Genomic DNA, 14,885 nt, shown 5'->3' with positions numbered 1-14,885 from the left:
CTCGCCTGAACGACCCAATACAACATCAACAGTTTCTTCGTCAGTTTTGTATGCAACTGTACGTACGTTCTCAAATTCAATAACACCATCAAATTTAGCGTTGATCTGTGACTCGGCCGCAATGTTTGATGCGGTACCACCAACGTGGAATGTACGTAGTGTTAACTGTGTACCCGGCTCACCGATTGACTGTGCTGCAATTACACCAACAGCCTCGCCCATTTGCACGCGTTTACCGCTTGCAAGGTTACGGCCGTAGCATAATGCACATACACCACGTTTGCTTTCGCAAGTTAATACCGAACGTATTTCAACACCTTCTAAAGGTGAGTTCTCAACTTTTTTGGCAATCTCTTCAGTAATGTCCTCACCTGCAGAAATTAGCAACTCGTTGGTGATAGGATCATGAACATCGTGCAGGGTTGTACGGCCCAAAATACGGTCGTATAACGGCTCAACAATATCCTCGTTATCTTTTAATGCAGTTGTGTAGATACCTCTTAAAGTACCGCAATCAACTTCACCAACAATCATATCCTGCGCAACATCATGCAACCTACGGGTTAAGTAACCAGCATCCGCTGTTTTTAACGCCGTATCCGCCAAACCTTTACGCGCACCGTGGGTAGAAATGAAGTACTCTAATACCGACAAACCTTCTTTAAAGTTTGAAAGGATAGGGTTTTCAATGATCTCGCCACCTGAACCTGATTTTTGAGGCTTAGCCATCAAACCACGCATACCTGCAAGCTGACGAATCTGCTCTTTAGAACCACGCGCACCTGAATCAAGCATCATGTAAACAGAGTTAAAGCCCTGGTTATCGTTGCTAAGGATATTCATTACATTCGCTGTTAAGCGGTTGTTGATACGTGTCCAGATATCGATGATCTGGTTGTAACGCTCATTGTTAGTAATGAAACCCATGTTATAGTTACCCATAACGTCTTCAACTTCTTTAGAAGCCTGTGCTATCAGCGTAACTTTTTCTTCAGGAATGTTGATATCCTTAAGGTTAAATGATAAACCACCCTGGAATGCCATACGGAAACCTAACTCCTTAATATCATCAAGGAACTGGGCAGCGCGTGCCATACCGGTAATTTTCACTACTTCACCAATAATATCACGCAGTGATTTTTTGGTTAACAGTTCATTTATGTAACCAACTTCTTCAGGCACATGCTGGTTAAACAACACGCGGCCTACAGTGGTCTCAATTATTTTAGATACGATGTTACCATCGCGATCTTTAATTTTTCCTTTAACCTTAATAAACGCGTGCAGATCAATCTTTCTTTCGTTATAAGCGATAATTACCTCTTCGGCAGAATAGAAAGTTAAGTCTTGTCCTTTTACAACACGTCCTTCGTCAGTTTTACGGCCTTTGGTTATGTAGTACAAACCAAGCACCATGTCCTGAGAAGGTACTGTAATAGGCGTACCGTTTGCAGGGTTAAGAATGTTGTGTGATGCAAGCATCAATACCTGGGCTTCCAAAATTGCTGCGTTACCAAGGGGTACGTGAACAGCCATCTGGTCACCGTCAAAATCCGCGTTGAAGGCGGTACAGGTTAACGGGTGCAATTGTATAGCCTTACCTTCAACCAATTTTGGCTGGAAAGCCTGGATACCCAACCTGTGCAGCGTTGGCGCACGGTTTAGTAATACAGGGTGGCCTTTTAATACGTTTTCCAAAATATCCCAAACTAGTGGGTCTTTACGGTCAACAATCTTTTTGGCAGATTTTACTGTTTTAACCACACCACGCTCAATCATTTTGCGAATGATAAATGGTTTGAATAATTCAGCTGCCATATCTTTTGGTAAACCGCACTCGTGTAATTTAAGGTTTGGCCCTACAACAATTACCGAACGTGCTGAATAATCCACACGTTTACCTAATAAGTTTTGACGGAAACGGCCTTGTTTACCTTTCAGGATATCTGAAAGTGATTTTAAAGCACGGTTACCTTCAGTTTTTACCGCGTTAACTTTACGTGAGTTGTCAAATAACGAATCTACAGCTTCCTGTAACATACGTTTTTCGTTACGTAAAATTACCTCTGGTGCTTTTATCTCGATCAAACGTTTTAAACGGTTGTTACGGATAATTACACGGCGGTATAAATCGTTCAAATCGGAAGTAGCGAAACGGCCACCTTCCAATGGTACTAACGGGCGCAATTCAGGAGGTATAACCGGAACGATCTTAACGATCATCCATGACGGGTTATTCTCTATCCTTGTAGCCGCACCACGGAAAGCTTCAACAACCTGTAAGCGTTTTAACGCTTCGTTTTTACGTTGCTGAGAAGTTTCGTTAGCTGCCTGGTGACGAAGGTTGTATGAAAGCTCATCTAAGTTGATGCGTTTCAATAACTCTTCAAGTGCCTCGGCACCCATTTTAGCCACAAATTTCTGTGGGTCTTTGTCATCCAGATATTGGTTTTCTTTTGGTAAAGTATCCAATATATCCAGGTACTCTTCTTCTGTCAGGAAATCCATTTTAGAGATCCCGTCTGATTCTTTAACACCCGGCTGTATAACTACATATCTTTCATAATAAATGATCAGGTCAAGCCTTTTAGTTGGTAAGCCCAGCAGGTAACCAATTTTATTTGGCAACGAGCGGAAATACCAGATATGCGCAACAGGCACCACCAAATTGATGTGACCCATACGCTCACGGCGAACCTTTTTCTCAGTTACTTCAACACCGCAACGGTCACACACTATACCCTTGTAACGGATACGTTTGTATTTACCGCAATGGCATTCGTAATCTTTAACCGGACCAAAAATACGCTCGCAGAACAAACCATCACGCTCAGGTTTGTAGGTACGGTAGTTAATTGTCTCAGGTTTTAAAACTTCACCGCTTGAACGCTCCAGGATAGATTCCGGAGAAGCTAAACTGATGGTAATTGTGGTGAAATTACTCTTGATTTTATTATCCTTTTTGTAAGACATAGTCTCCCTTTGTTTTTTAATGATTGAATTAGTGATTTAGCGAATTAGTGATATAAAACCACTTGCTTACTATGTTGAATTAGTGAGGAAGCGAACTGTGATAAATCACTAATTCAATCCCTCACTAAATCACTAATTATTCTAACGTGATATCCAAACCTAAACCTCTTAACTCATGAACCAATACATTGAATGATTCAGGAACTGATGGAGTAGGTAAGTTTTCACCTTTAACAATAGCCTCATAAGTTTTGGCACGGCCGATAACATCATCCGATTTAACGGTTAATATTTCCTGCAGTATGTTTGATGCACCGAATGCCTCAAGTGCCCAAACCTCCATCTCACCAAAACGCTGACCACCAAACTGGGCTTTACCACCCAATGGCTGTTGTGTAATTAATGAGTATGGCCCGATAGAACGCGCGTGCATCTTATCGTCAACCATGTGACCAAGTTTCAGCATGTAGATAATACCTACAGTTGTTTGCTGGTCAAAACGGTCGCCTGTTAAACCATTGTATAAATAGGTACGGCCAGATTCTGGTAAGCCTGCTTTTTTAACCCACTCTTCTACTTCGGTATGGCTTGCACCATCAAAAATAGGAGTAGCGAATTTAACGCCAAGCTCTTTACCTGCCCAACCTAATACGGTTTCATAGATCTGGCCAAGGTTCATACGTGAAGGTACACCCAGTGGGTTCAAAACAATATCAACCGGGGTACCGTCTTCTAAGAAAGGCATATCCTCGTCACGTACAATACGTGCAACAATACCTTTATTACCGTGGCGGCCCGCCATTTTATCACCCACTTTAAGTTTACGCTTTTTAGCGATGTAAACTTTAGCCATTTGTACGATACCTGATGGCAGCTCATCACCTACGCTGATGGCAAACTTATCGCGACGGTAAGCACCAAGTTCTTCGTTCACTTTAATGTTATAATTGTGAAGCAAAGTTTTTATCTGGTCGTTCTTATCATCATCAGTTGTCCATTTTGTTGGGTTGATGTTTTCGTAGTTAAGCTCAGTCAGTATTTTCTGAGTGAATTTAACACCTTTAGCAACAAACAGCTCTTTGTAAACATTGTAAACACCTTGTGATGTTTTGCCGTTAACAATCTCAAATAACTTCTCGATCAAAGTATTTTTAAGATCTTTTACAGCTTTATCATGTTTAGCATCAAGTTTTTCAATTTGTGCTTTTTCTTCTGCTTTAGTGGTTTTCTTAGCACGGCTGAAAAGTTTGGTATCAATAACAACACCCGCGATAGACGGCGGAGTTTTTAATGATGCATCCTTAACGTCACCGGCTTTATCACCAAATATGGCGCGTAACAGTTTTTCTTCCGGTGAAGGGTCTGACTCACCTTTTGGAGTGATCTTACCGATCAGGATATCGCCTTCTTTAACCTCGGCACCAACACGGATGATACCGTCTTCGTCAAGGTCTTTAGTAGCTTCTTCTGATACGTTAGGGATATCCGGTGTCAATTCCTCTTCGCCACGTTTTGTATCACGTACTTCAAGTTCAAATTCTTCAACGTGAAGTGATGTGAATATATCCTGAGATACTACACGCTCAGAAATTACGATCGCATCCTCAAAGTTATAACCTTGCCAAGGCATGAATGCCACTTTAAGGTTACGGCCTAAGGCAAGCTCACCATTCTGGGTAGCGTAGCCCTCGCAAAGTACTTCACCTTTAGTAACTCGTTGGCCTTTCTTAACGATAGGTTTTAAGTTAATGGTAGTGCTTTGGTTGGTTTTCTTGAATTTAGTTAACAAGTAGCTCCTTGTATCGCCATCAAAAGATATCAGGCGGTCAAGCTCGTTACGGTCATACTTAATTTTGATCTCGTTAGCATCAACATACTCAACCACACCATCGCCTTCGGCGTTGATCAGGGTACGAGAGTCTTTTGCTACACGGCCTTCCAAACCGGTACCTACAATTGGCGCTTCAGGGCGTAACAATGGTACAGCCTGGCGTTGCATGTTTGATCCCATCAATGCACGGTTAGCATCATCATGTTCCAGGAACGGAATTAATGAAGCCGCGATTGAAGTGATCTGGTTTGGAGCGATATCCATCAGATCCAGCTTATCCGGGTCAATAATAGGGAAGTCACCTTCAAAACGTGCTTTTACACGTGGATTAGCGAATACACCTTTATCATCATAATAAGCATTTGCCTGGCCAATGGTTTTTCCGTCCTCATCTTCGGCAGATAAGTAGATAACCGGCTCATCAACCTGTACTTTACCGTCAACCACACGTTTGTATGGTGTTTCGATGAAGCCTAAGTTGTTGATCTTGGCGTGTACGCAAAGTGATGATATCAAACCAATGTTCGGTCCTTCCGGAGTTTCGATAGTACACAACCTACCGTAGTGGGTGTAGTGAACGTCACGAACCTCGAAACCTGCACGCTCACGCGACAGACCGCCGGGCCCAAGGGCTGACAGACGACGCTTGTGCGTGATCTCTGCCAGTGGATTGGTTTGGTCCATAAACTGTGATAACTGGTTTGTTCCGAAGAACGAGTTGATCACAGATGATAATGTACGCGCGTTGATCAGGTCTGTTGGTGTGAACACCTCGTTATCACGAATGTTCATACGCTCGCGGATGGTACGGGCCATACGCGCTAAACCTACACCAAACTGTGCGTAAAGCTGCTCGCCAACGGTACGAACACGACGGTTTGACAAGTGATCAATATCATCCACCTCAGCTTTTGAGTTGATTAATTTGATCAGGTATTTCACAATCGCGATGATATCCTGCTTGGTTAATACTTTTGTTTCGTCAGAAGTATTCAGCTTTAATTTACGGTTGATGCGGTACCTGCCCACATCGCCCAAATCATATCTTTTATCAGAGAAGAATAACCTGTCGATGATACCACGTGCTGTTTCTTCATCAGGTGGTTCAGCGTTACGTAATTGACGGTAGATATGCTCAACCGCTTCTTTCTCTGAGTTTGAAGTATCTTTTTGTAACGTATTATATATAATAGTATAATCACCGCTGGTGGCAGCATCTTCCTTGTTAAGGATGATGGTTTTAACACCGGCATCAATGATCATATCAATATGGTCGTCTTCCAATACGGTTTCGCGCTCAAGGATGATCTCGTTACGGTCGATAGAAACCACTTCACCGGTATCCTCATCCACAAAATCTTCAACCCATTTTTTAAGCACCCTTGCAGCAAGCTTACGGCCAATGAATTTCTTCAGGCCTGATTTGCTTACCTTAACTTCATCTGCAAGCTCAAATAATTCTAATATATCTTTATCAGAATCGTAGCCTATTGCACGAAGAAGCGTAGTAACCGGGAATTTCTTTTTACGGTCAATGTATGCGTACATCACGTTATTAACGTCAGTAGCAAACTCAATCCATGAACCTTTGAAAGGTATAACACGGGCCGAATATAATTTTGTACCGTTGGTGTGGCGGCTTTGGCCAAAGAACACACCTGGCGAACGGTGTAACTGTGATACAATTACACGCTCGGCACCATTGATAACAAATGTACCTTTAGGTGTCATGTAAGGGATAGTTCCCAGGTACACGTCCTGTACAATTGTTTCAAAATCTTCGTGCTCAGCATCATTACATGATAAGCGAAGTTTTGCTTTTAATGGCACACTGTAAGTTAACCCGCGCTCAATACACTCGCGTATATCGTAACGTGGCGGATCAATAAAGTAATCAAGAAACTCTAAAACGAAGATGTTCCTTGAGTCTGAAATAGGAAAGTTTTCGGCAAATACTTTAAACAACCCCTCTTTGTAGCGGTTGTCTGACGTGGTTTCCAATTGAAAAAATTCCTGGAAAGATTGTAACTGTACATCCAGGAAATCGGGGTAATCAAGTACCTTTCTGCTGGTTGCAAAGTTTACTCTTTGGTTATTATTGTTTGCCAAGGTGTTATAATTTAATTTATTAAACCTGTATTTATGTTGGGATTTGTGGTGTACTACAGGCAGTTAGCTTGCTGTACTTCATCGTAAAAAGCAAATCCCGGGCTTTATACTGTTTCAAGACGTGTATAAACAGCAATAGACCCCGACCAAAAATGGTCGGAGTCTGATGCTATTGTGTGTGTGGTTAAATTATTTAACCTCAACTACTGCTCCAGCTTCTTCTAATTGAGATTTCAAAGATTGAGCTTCTTCTTTAGTAACGCCGGTTTTAACCTCTTTAGGTGCACCGTCAACTAAATCTTTAGCTTCTTTCAAACCTAAGCCAGTTAAGTCTTTTACTAATTTAACAACTGCTAATTTTGAACCACCTGCTTCTTTCAGGATTACGTCAAATGCAGTTTGCTCAGCAGCAGCAGCAGGAGCGTCATCGCCACCACCAGCAGCTGGTGCAGCAGCAACAGCTGCAGCAGCAGGCTCAATGCCATACTCGTCTTTTAAGATCTGAGCTAATTCGTTTACTTCCTTTACTGTTAAGTTTACCAACTGTTCAGCAAACGCTTTTAAATCCGCCATTTTATTTTTTATTTTTTACTTAATGCTTTTTGTTTAATATCGAACTTTAAGGTGTTCGTTAACCTCTTTCTTGTAATGTTTTTACAACACCTGCTAATATATTTCCGCCTGATTGTAATGCAGAAATAACGTTCTTTGCTGGTGATTGCAGTAAGCCTACTATCTCGCCGATCAATTGCTCTTTTGACTTCAATTTGGTCAAAGTATCTAATTGATTATCGCCGATGAATATCGCTGAATCAATGTATGCTGCTTTTAAAACTGGTTTATCACCTTTTTTCCTTAAAGCCTTGATCAACTTTGCCGGGGCAGTTGCTGATTTTGAGAAAAGGATTGATGAAGAACCTTTTAATACATCATAAATCGGGGTAAAATCACCTTCTGCTGCTTCCATAGCTTTTTTGATCAAGCTATTTTTTGCAACCTGCATGGTGATATCAGCCTCGAAACATTGACGACGGATATTGTTTACTTTTGCAACCGTTAGATCAGCAGTATCAGTAATGTAAAAATTACCGTACTCTTTAATCTGATCAGCAAGGGCAAGAACAAGGTCGTGTTTTTCTTCTTTATTCATGATTAGATCCCCGCTACTGATTTAGTTTCAATTGTAATACCCGGCGACATGGTTGAAGAGATATGTATGCTCTTAAAATATGTGCCTTTTGCTGCTGATGGTTTTAATTTAGAGATAGTTTGCAATACTTCTAATGCATTCTCATAAATTTTCTCAGCAGTGAAAGATGCTTTTCCTATTGAGGTATGGATGATACCGGTTTTGTCAACCTTGAAATCGATCTTACCACCTTTTACGTCTGCAACAGCTTTACCAACTTCTGGTGTTACTGTTCCTGATTTAGGGTTAGGCATAAGGTTACGCGGGCCTAATATTCTGCCCAAACGACCTACCTTAGCCATAACGCTTGGCATAGTGATGATAATATCAACATCAGTCCATCCGCCTTCAATCTTGGCAATATAATCATCCAAGCCAACAAAATCCGCACCTGCATCTTTAGCTTCTTGCTCCTTATCTGGAGTACAAAGCACCAATACACGTACAGTTTTACCGGTTCCATGAGGTAATGTTGCTATACCACGTACCATTTGATTGGCTTTACGCGGGTCAACACCTAAACGTACATCAATATCAACAGATGAATCAAATTTGGTATTGGTTAATTCCTTTACCAGTGATGATGCTGCTTCTAAAGTGTATGTTTTGTTTGCCTCAATCTTGGAGAGTGCCACTTTTTGATTTTTTGTTAATCTAGCCACTGTCTTAAACTGATTTGTATAAATTAATTAATTCCAGGGTGCCGTACCTGATACGGTTATCCCCATACTGCGGGCAGTACCTGCCACCATTTTCATGGCTGATTCTACTGTGAATGCATTCAAATCAGTCATTTTATCTTTGGCTATGTTCTCAACCTGCTCCCAGTTTACACTGGCAACTTTTTTACGGTTGGGTTCAGCCGAACCACCTTTTAAACCAGTTGCTTCCAATAATTGGATCGCTACCGGAGGGGTTTTAATGATAAAATCGAAAGACTTGTCGACATAAACAGTAATAACTACAGGTAACACTTTGCCAGGTTTATCCTGGGTACGTGCGTTGAACTGCTTGCAAAACTCCATAATGTTCACACCCTTTGCACCCAATGCTGGGCCAATTGGTGGAGATGGGTTTGCAGCGCCGCCCTTCACTTGTAGCTTTACCATCGCACCGACTTCTTTTGCCATTTTGATTTGTTTTAATTATAACTCAATGTTAGTAAGTGGAAGCTAAGTAACATTTAAGGTTTTGTGAGTGGTTGATTTTGTGAGTGGTGAGTAGTTGCCTTTCTCTATATATCAAACACGCTTTATTTATATTTATTGTTTGGGGGATCGTTAACGGTTAACTACTCACATAATCAACCATTCACTATTTACCAAACTATTCTTTCTCTACTTGCATGTAATTCAATTCAAGCGGTGTACGGCGCCCAAAAATCTTTACCATTACTTTCAATTTCTTTTTCTCTTCGTTAACCTCTTCTATCACACCGCTAAACCCGTTAAATGGCCCGTCCATTACTTTAACGTTTTCGCCAACGTAATAAGGTACATTCATAGTTTCGCCTTGTGCGCTCATTTCATCAACCTTACCTAAAATACGGTTAACTTCGGCCTGGCGTAATGGTATCGCGTTACCTTGCTTATCGCCAAGGAAACCAATAACGCTGTTTATGTTTTTTATAATGTGCTCTAATTCACCATCAAGTGCAGCTTCCATTAAAACATAACCCGGGAAATAATTGCGTTCTTTAGCAATCTTCTTTCCGTCGCGCATCTGGTAATACTTTTCAGTAGGTATCAATACCTGCGGCACTAAGTGGGCTATACCTAACCGTGCTATTTCCGCATCAACATATTGCTTTACCTTCTTCTCTTTACCACTGATGGCACGCACTACATACCATTTTAATTGATCACTCATCTATATATAATAATTAGGCCAGTGAAGTATAAAACTTGTTAAGAACAAACCCAATGATCTGATCCATACCAAATATTACGAAAGCAATAATAATTGCGGCAACCAACACTAATACGGCGCTGTTTTGCAATTCGCGCCAGGTTGGCCATGTTACCTTTTGGGTCAACTCAATGTATGATTCCTTTATATATTCAGTTACGCTTGCCATCTTTATTATTACTTATGCACGGGAACAAGGATTCGAACCCTGATCAAAGGTTTTGGAGACCTCTATTCTACCGTTGAACTATTCCCGTGTATATTATATCCCAAAAGAGGGAAATTATATTGTTTTTGCTTATTGTGAATAAAGTACCGAGACCAAAGCCCCGGTACTTTACACAAAAATTAACCGTTTGCTACCCATTTAAGGGTAAGAAATTATTTTAAAATTTCAGTTACCTGACCAGCACCTACTGTTCTGCCACCTTCACGGATAGCGAAACGTAAGCCTTTTTCCATTGCGATAGCGTTGATCAACTTTACAGTGATGGTAACGTTATCACCTGGCATAACCATTTCTACACCTTCGGCCAATGAAATTTCACCGGTTACGTCAGTTGTACGGAAATAGAATTGCGGACGGTATTTGTTAAAGAATGGTGTGTGACGACCACCTTCTGCTTTTGACAATACGTAAACTTCTGCCTTAAAGTCAGTGTGTGGAGTTACTGAACCTGGTTTGCAAATAACCATACCCCTGCGGATATCAGTTTTTTCAATACCACGTAACAATAAACCTACGTTATCACCAGCTTCACCTCTGTCAAGGATCTTGCGGAACATTTCCACACCTGTAACAGTTGATTTTAAGTTTTCAGCACCCATACCAAGGATGTCTACTTGCTCACCTGAGTTAATAACACCACGCTCTATACGGCCAGTTGCTACAGTACCACGACCAGTGATCGAGAATACATCTTCAACAGGCATTAAGAAAGGAAGATCAGTTAAACGCGGAGGGATAGGGATCTGTGTATCTACAGCATCCATCAACTCCATAATTTTTTCAACCCACTTAGGCTCGCCGTTAAGGCCACCTAATGCTGAACCTTGAATTACAGCGATATCATCACCTGGGTAATCGTAGAATGATAATAATTCACGGATTTCCATTTCAACAAGTTCTAACAATTCTGGATCATCAACCATGTCAACTTTGTTCATAAACACAACCAATGAAGGCACACCAACCTGGCGGGCTAACAAGATGTGCTCACGGGTTTGAGGCATTGGACCATCAGTAGCTGCAACAACAATAATTGCACCGTCCATTTGAGCCGCACCTGTAACCATGTTTTTCACATAATCCGCGTGACCTGGGCAGTCAACGTGAGCGTAGTGACGGTTTTGTGTTGAATACTCAACGTGCGCTGTATTGATTGTAATACCACGCTCTTTTTCTTCAGGAGCCGAATCAATTGAATCAAATGAACGAGCTTCTGAAAAACCTTTGTCAGATAATACCTTAGTAATAGCTGCGGTAAGGGTTGTTTTACCGTGGTCAACGTGACCGATTGTACCGATGTTTAAGTGCGGTTTACTGCGGTCAAATTTTTCTTTTGCCATGATTTATATTTGTTTGTAGGTTAATTTATTTTTATAAAACGTATTATACTATTATTATCATATAATGAGCCAACAATGGGATTTGAACCCATGACCTCTTCCTTACCAAGGAAGTGCTCTACCCCTGAGCTACGTCGGCTTTTAGTCAGTTTACAGTTTGCAGTTACCTGCTTGCTGCGAACCGCGTACTGTCCATCTTTTAAACAGAGCGGAAGACGAGGTTCGAACTCGCGACCTATAGCTTGGAAGGCTATCGCTCTACCAACTGAGCTACTTCCGCAAAATAATTAGTGAATGAGCGAATTAGTGAATATGCGATTTGATTTCTCAAAACTCACTCATTCACTAATCCACTCATTCACAATTGTGGGGGGAGAAGGATTCGAACCTTCGTAGCCGAAGCAGCGGATTTACAGTCCGCCCCATTTGACCGCTCTGGTATCCCCCCATTGTTGATTTTAGCACTTTGATCATAACGAGCTTACAACTGGAGCATCGTAAACTCAAACCATTATGCTAAAATTAACAGAGCCTCCTATCGGGATCGAACCAATGACCTACTGATTACAAGTCAGTCGCTCTACCAGCTGAGCTAAGGAGGCTTTAATTGTTACCAATCCTTCGTTACTCATTTAGTAGTATCTCAGGAAATTGGCGGCAAATTAATATCGCACTATTATTTTTTATTTTAAAGAACCATCCTTTCAATATGCGAGCGGTGATTAACACCTCTCTGAAAGGGATTGCAAATCTACAAAAATTTAAAGCTGTACAAAATATTTTTGCAAAAAAAATCGGCAGGCTTTAAACCTGCCGATTTGGGCTCTATTTAACCCTCATGTATGTACTTAGAAATCTTCTTCTTGTGATACCAAAACGGCTTTTTTAGCAGCTTCGGCGGCAATCGTTTTCTTGGTTTTATGTTTCTCTATTTGTTTTCTCAAGCTCTCTACCACCAGGTCTGTCGCCTCTTCAAAGGTCTTGCACTTCTCTTTTGCGAATATCCGGTTACCGGGCAGCAACAGTTTAATCTCCGATATTTTATTAGCCTCGTCCTCTACATTCTCCAATTTCAGGTAAACCTCGCCACTAATAATGTGGTCATAAAATGTCTCCAGCTTATCAACCTTCTTTTGGATAAAGTCCAGCAATTTTCTGTCTGCTGTAAAATGGATAGATTGCACTGTAATTTTCATTTTTCCTCCTTTTTATGCCTTTGGATGGGCTTGTTTATAAATAGACTTTAATCGTTCAACGGAATTGTGCGTGTAAATTTGCGTGGCGCTGAGGTTAGCGTGGCCAAGCAGTTCCTTAATCGCATTTAAATCTGCGCCTTTATTTAATAAACTTGTAGCAAACGTATGCCTCAGCACGTGAGGGCTCTTTTTACTTTGGGTAGATATGTTAGAAAGGTATCGCTGCACAGTATTATATATAAGCTTCGGGTAAATATTGGTTCCTTTATTTGTAACGAAAAAAGTTAAGGAATTGTTATGAAATTTTTCACTTTTCTTTAACTCCATATACTGCTTTAGAAGCAACACCAGCTCGGTATTCAGAGGTATTATCCTCTGTTTGTTGCGTTTACCTAAAACTTTAATGGTATTTTCGTAAAAATTAATATCGGTTTCTTTTACACCGGTAAGTTCGGCAAGGCGCATACCGGTGCCAAACAGCATCTCAATGATGAGTTTATCGCGGGTGCCCTGAAAATCATCTGTGAAAATTTTCTCCAATCCATCCAGTTTGCCATCAAGCATGCCGGTAAGTTTATCGCCATCAACAACAACGGGTAGGTTCTTAGCAACTTTTGATGCGCTGATGCGCGATGTTGGGTTAACGGTTATATCTCCCTCCTGCAGTAAAAATTTAAAATATTTGCGCAGCGTGGCCACCTTACGGTTAACAGAACGCGGCGATATACCCCCGTCCATTAAATGAACCATCCAGTTACGGATATCGTGATGTGTGATGTGTGATGGGTGCGATACGGATGCTTCGGTATGGGGTGGATTTAGAAAGAGCAGGAACTGATCCAGATCTGACTGGTATGCTGATACAGTGTGGTGCGAGTACCTCTTCTCGAATTTTATATACTGTATAAACCTGCCTAAAAACATAAAAACTATTTGAACATCCAAGAATATGAATGTACAAATAGTTTTTTTTATAGTGACGAGAAATTGTAAAAATTCTTTATCAAAAAGAAATTAAACAGTCTCGGCGTTCATGTTCTGTTTGTAGATGGCGTGTTTAATTTCGTGCCTGCGAGTAATAGATTTCTTTTCAAAAGCCTGGCGACTGCGTAGCTCTCTTAATACTCCTGTTTTCTCGAATTTCTTTTTAAAGCGTTTTAATGCTTTATCTAATGATTCGCCGTCTTTTACGTTAATTATGATCATATCCCAAATACCTCCTTTCAGGGACGTCAAAGGTAGGAAAATCTTTTAAAATCTGAAACACAATATTTTAATATTTATTTACCTGTTTCAACCCTGCTATTTTACTCATACCTATTGAGGGGATATAAAGTCGCCTTACTGCGTTTTTAGGGCCGGTAACGAGCGTTTCTCAGGCGGCAAAGCCATAAACTTTTTATAACTATCGTTAATATAAGCTACTATTGATTCAGAATTGTTACTTCTCAAAAATGCATAGGTTGGGCGGTAAAGCGATATAAAGTTCATCAGGTCCTGCCCCTTTAGCGGTACAATGCTGCCTACGTAAACCGGACTAAACACCGCATCAATATGCCGTTCTTCTGCCTCCATCTTAAAATAGCGTTTTAACCTGCGGGCGTCCTTACCTTCTTTACTGAACCATGTTGATGGGGAAAATGCATGCACCTTGCTTTTTTCATACACCTCGGGATACTCGGCCTGTGGGTTAAATGCCTCGCGGGTAGCGGTAATATTTACCTGGCTAAGGTTAATGGTTTTGGCTACCATATTTACCCTTTTAGGCAATAGATTAATCAGGTACAGGGTATCTGGCAAATAGCCGGGCGAATTAAATACCAGCAAATGCCCGGTTACAGCCTTAATGCTGAAATTACCATCCTTATCTGTTATGGTTACCTGCTTATTATTGTTATCGCGGATGAAAACGTTAGTTAACCGTGTATTGGTGCCATCTTCATAAACGGTGCCTCTTAACAGATCCTGCGAATGGGCAAACGTTGCGGTAAATAACAATATCACTATAACGGAAAGTATCTTTGACATGGCTGGTGATCTATATTATGAGTAAACCTCTTTGTGGTAAGATAGTTTGGTAATTTAACATTTAAACCAACAAAAAACCCGG

The 14,885-nt window shown here is 41.0% G+C and carries 13 protein-coding genes and 5 tRNA genes; all 18 read right to left on the bottom strand.

Annotated features, from left to right (window positions below):
* A partial coding sequence (rpoC, locus tag WC743_RS23900) for a DNA-directed RNA polymerase subunit beta' (RefSeq protein WP_373016070.1) occupies nucleotides 1-2,973 on the bottom strand: 2,973 nt, incomplete at its 3' end.
* Nucleotides 2,974-3,109: 136 nt separating this feature from the next.
* Nucleotides 3,110-6,913 carry a DNA-directed RNA polymerase subunit beta gene (gene rpoB / locus WC743_RS23895; protein ID WP_373016069.1) on the bottom strand — a complete coding sequence of 1,268 codons (3,804 nt, stop codon included), beginning with the start codon at nucleotides 6,911-6,913 and terminating at the stop codon, nucleotides 3,110-3,112.
* Nucleotides 6,914-7,102: 189 nt separating this feature from the next.
* Nucleotides 7,103-7,486, bottom strand: coding sequence for a 50S ribosomal protein L7/L12 (gene rplL, locus WC743_RS23890; RefSeq protein WP_191176019.1), 384 nt, complete (start codon nucleotides 7,484-7,486; stop codon nucleotides 7,103-7,105).
* Nucleotides 7,487-7,544: 58 nt separating this feature from the next.
* On the bottom strand, nucleotides 7,545-8,063 hold the full coding sequence (rplJ, locus tag WC743_RS23885; RefSeq protein ID WP_191176018.1) for a 50S ribosomal protein L10: 519 nt from the start codon (nucleotides 8,061-8,063) through the stop codon (nucleotides 7,545-7,547).
* A 2-nt stretch (nucleotides 8,064-8,065) separates the two neighbouring features.
* Nucleotides 8,066-8,764 carry a 50S ribosomal protein L1 gene (rplA, locus tag WC743_RS23880; protein WP_191176017.1) on the bottom strand — a complete coding sequence of 233 codons (699 nt, stop codon included), beginning with the start codon at nucleotides 8,762-8,764 and terminating at the stop codon, nucleotides 8,066-8,068.
* Between the two features lie 27 nt (nucleotides 8,765-8,791).
* Nucleotides 8,792-9,232: a 50S ribosomal protein L11 gene (rplK, locus tag WC743_RS23875; protein ID WP_373016068.1), complete on the bottom strand. Its 441-nt coding sequence runs from the start codon at nucleotides 9,230-9,232 to the stop codon at nucleotides 8,792-8,794.
* Between the two features lie 196 nt (nucleotides 9,233-9,428).
* Nucleotides 9,429-9,971 carry a transcription termination/antitermination protein NusG gene (nusG, locus tag WC743_RS23870; RefSeq protein WP_373016067.1) on the bottom strand — a complete coding sequence of 181 codons (543 nt, stop codon included), beginning with the start codon at nucleotides 9,969-9,971 and terminating at the stop codon, nucleotides 9,429-9,431.
* A 13-nt stretch (nucleotides 9,972-9,984) separates the two neighbouring features.
* On the bottom strand, nucleotides 9,985-10,179 hold the full coding sequence (gene secE, locus WC743_RS23865) for a preprotein translocase subunit SecE (protein WP_373016066.1): 195 nt from the start codon (nucleotides 10,177-10,179) through the stop codon (nucleotides 9,985-9,987).
* A gap of 17 nt (nucleotides 10,180-10,196) precedes the next feature.
* Nucleotides 10,197-10,267, bottom strand: a tRNA-Trp gene (locus WC743_RS23860).
* Nucleotides 10,268-10,391: 124 nt separating this feature from the next.
* Complete coding sequence (gene tuf, locus WC743_RS23855; RefSeq protein ID WP_373016065.1) at nucleotides 10,392-11,579, bottom strand: elongation factor Tu; 1,188 nt, start codon at nucleotides 11,577-11,579, stop codon at nucleotides 10,392-10,394.
* Between the two features lie 67 nt (nucleotides 11,580-11,646).
* Nucleotides 11,647-11,718 (bottom strand) — tRNA-Thr (locus WC743_RS23850).
* A 68-nt stretch (nucleotides 11,719-11,786) separates the two neighbouring features.
* Nucleotides 11,787-11,859, bottom strand: a tRNA-Gly gene (locus WC743_RS23845).
* Between the two features lie 87 nt (nucleotides 11,860-11,946).
* A tRNA-Tyr gene (locus WC743_RS23840) sits at nucleotides 11,947-12,027 on the bottom strand.
* A gap of 81 nt (nucleotides 12,028-12,108) precedes the next feature.
* Nucleotides 12,109-12,181: transfer RNA gene (locus WC743_RS23835), tRNA-Thr, on the bottom strand.
* A 246-nt stretch (nucleotides 12,182-12,427) separates the two neighbouring features.
* Entirely contained in the window at nucleotides 12,428-12,775 is a 348-nt protein-coding gene (hpf, locus tag WC743_RS23830; protein ID WP_373016064.1) for a ribosome hibernation-promoting factor, HPF/YfiA family, read from the bottom strand.
* A 12-nt stretch (nucleotides 12,776-12,787) separates the two neighbouring features.
* The gene (locus WC743_RS23825) at nucleotides 12,788-13,720 is read right to left on the bottom strand and encodes a tyrosine-type recombinase/integrase (protein ID WP_373016063.1); all 933 of its coding nucleotides are present in this window, start codon (nucleotides 13,718-13,720) and stop codon (nucleotides 12,788-12,790) included.
* Nucleotides 13,721-13,789: 69 nt separating this feature from the next.
* Nucleotides 13,790-13,981: a 30S ribosomal protein S21 gene (rpsU, locus tag WC743_RS23820; RefSeq protein WP_158995420.1), complete on the bottom strand. Its 192-nt coding sequence runs from the start codon at nucleotides 13,979-13,981 to the stop codon at nucleotides 13,790-13,792.
* Nucleotides 13,982-14,116: 135 nt separating this feature from the next.
* Nucleotides 14,117-14,803, bottom strand: coding sequence for a hypothetical protein (locus WC743_RS23815; protein ID WP_373016062.1), 687 nt, complete (start codon nucleotides 14,801-14,803; stop codon nucleotides 14,117-14,119).
* Between the last annotated feature and the right edge of the window lie 82 nt (nucleotides 14,804-14,885).

Source organism: Mucilaginibacter sp. (assembly GCF_041660805.1).
GTDB lineage: Bacteria > Bacteroidota > Bacteroidia > Sphingobacteriales > Sphingobacteriaceae > Mucilaginibacter.
The sequence above is the reverse complement of the archived record's forward strand: the minus strand, read 5'-3'. Positions and strand labels throughout refer to the sequence as shown.

What these genes read in the sequence shown, in the direction of transcription:
- tuf (WP_373016065.1), bottom strand. Translation starts at nt 11,579, where the DNA reads ATGGCAAAAGAAAAATTTGACCGCAGTAAACCGCACTTAAACATCGGT.
- hpf (WP_373016064.1), bottom strand. Translation starts at nt 12,775, where the DNA reads ATGAAAATTACAGTGCAATCTATCCATTTTACAGCAGACAGAAAATTG.
- secE (WP_373016066.1), bottom strand. Translation starts at nt 10,179, where the DNA reads ATGGCAAGCGTAACTGAATATATAAAGGAATCATACATTGAGTTGACC.
- rpsU (WP_158995420.1), bottom strand. Translation starts at nt 13,981, where the DNA reads ATGATCATAATTAACGTAAAAGACGGCGAATCATTAGATAAAGCATTA.
- rplL (WP_191176019.1), bottom strand. Translation starts at nt 7,486, where the DNA reads ATGGCGGATTTAAAAGCGTTTGCTGAACAGTTGGTAAACTTAACAGTA.
- rplK (WP_373016068.1), bottom strand. Translation starts at nt 9,232, where the DNA reads ATGGCAAAAGAAGTCGGTGCGATGGTAAAGCTACAAGTGAAGGGCGGC.
- nusG (WP_373016067.1), bottom strand. Translation starts at nt 9,971, where the DNA reads ATGAGTGATCAATTAAAATGGTATGTAGTGCGTGCCATCAGTGGTAAA.
- WC743_RS23815 (WP_373016062.1), bottom strand. Translation starts at nt 14,803, where the DNA reads ATGTCAAAGATACTTTCCGTTATAGTGATATTGTTATTTACCGCAACG.
- rplJ (WP_191176018.1), bottom strand. Translation starts at nt 8,063, where the DNA reads ATGAATAAAGAAGAAAAACACGACCTTGTTCTTGCCCTTGCTGATCAG.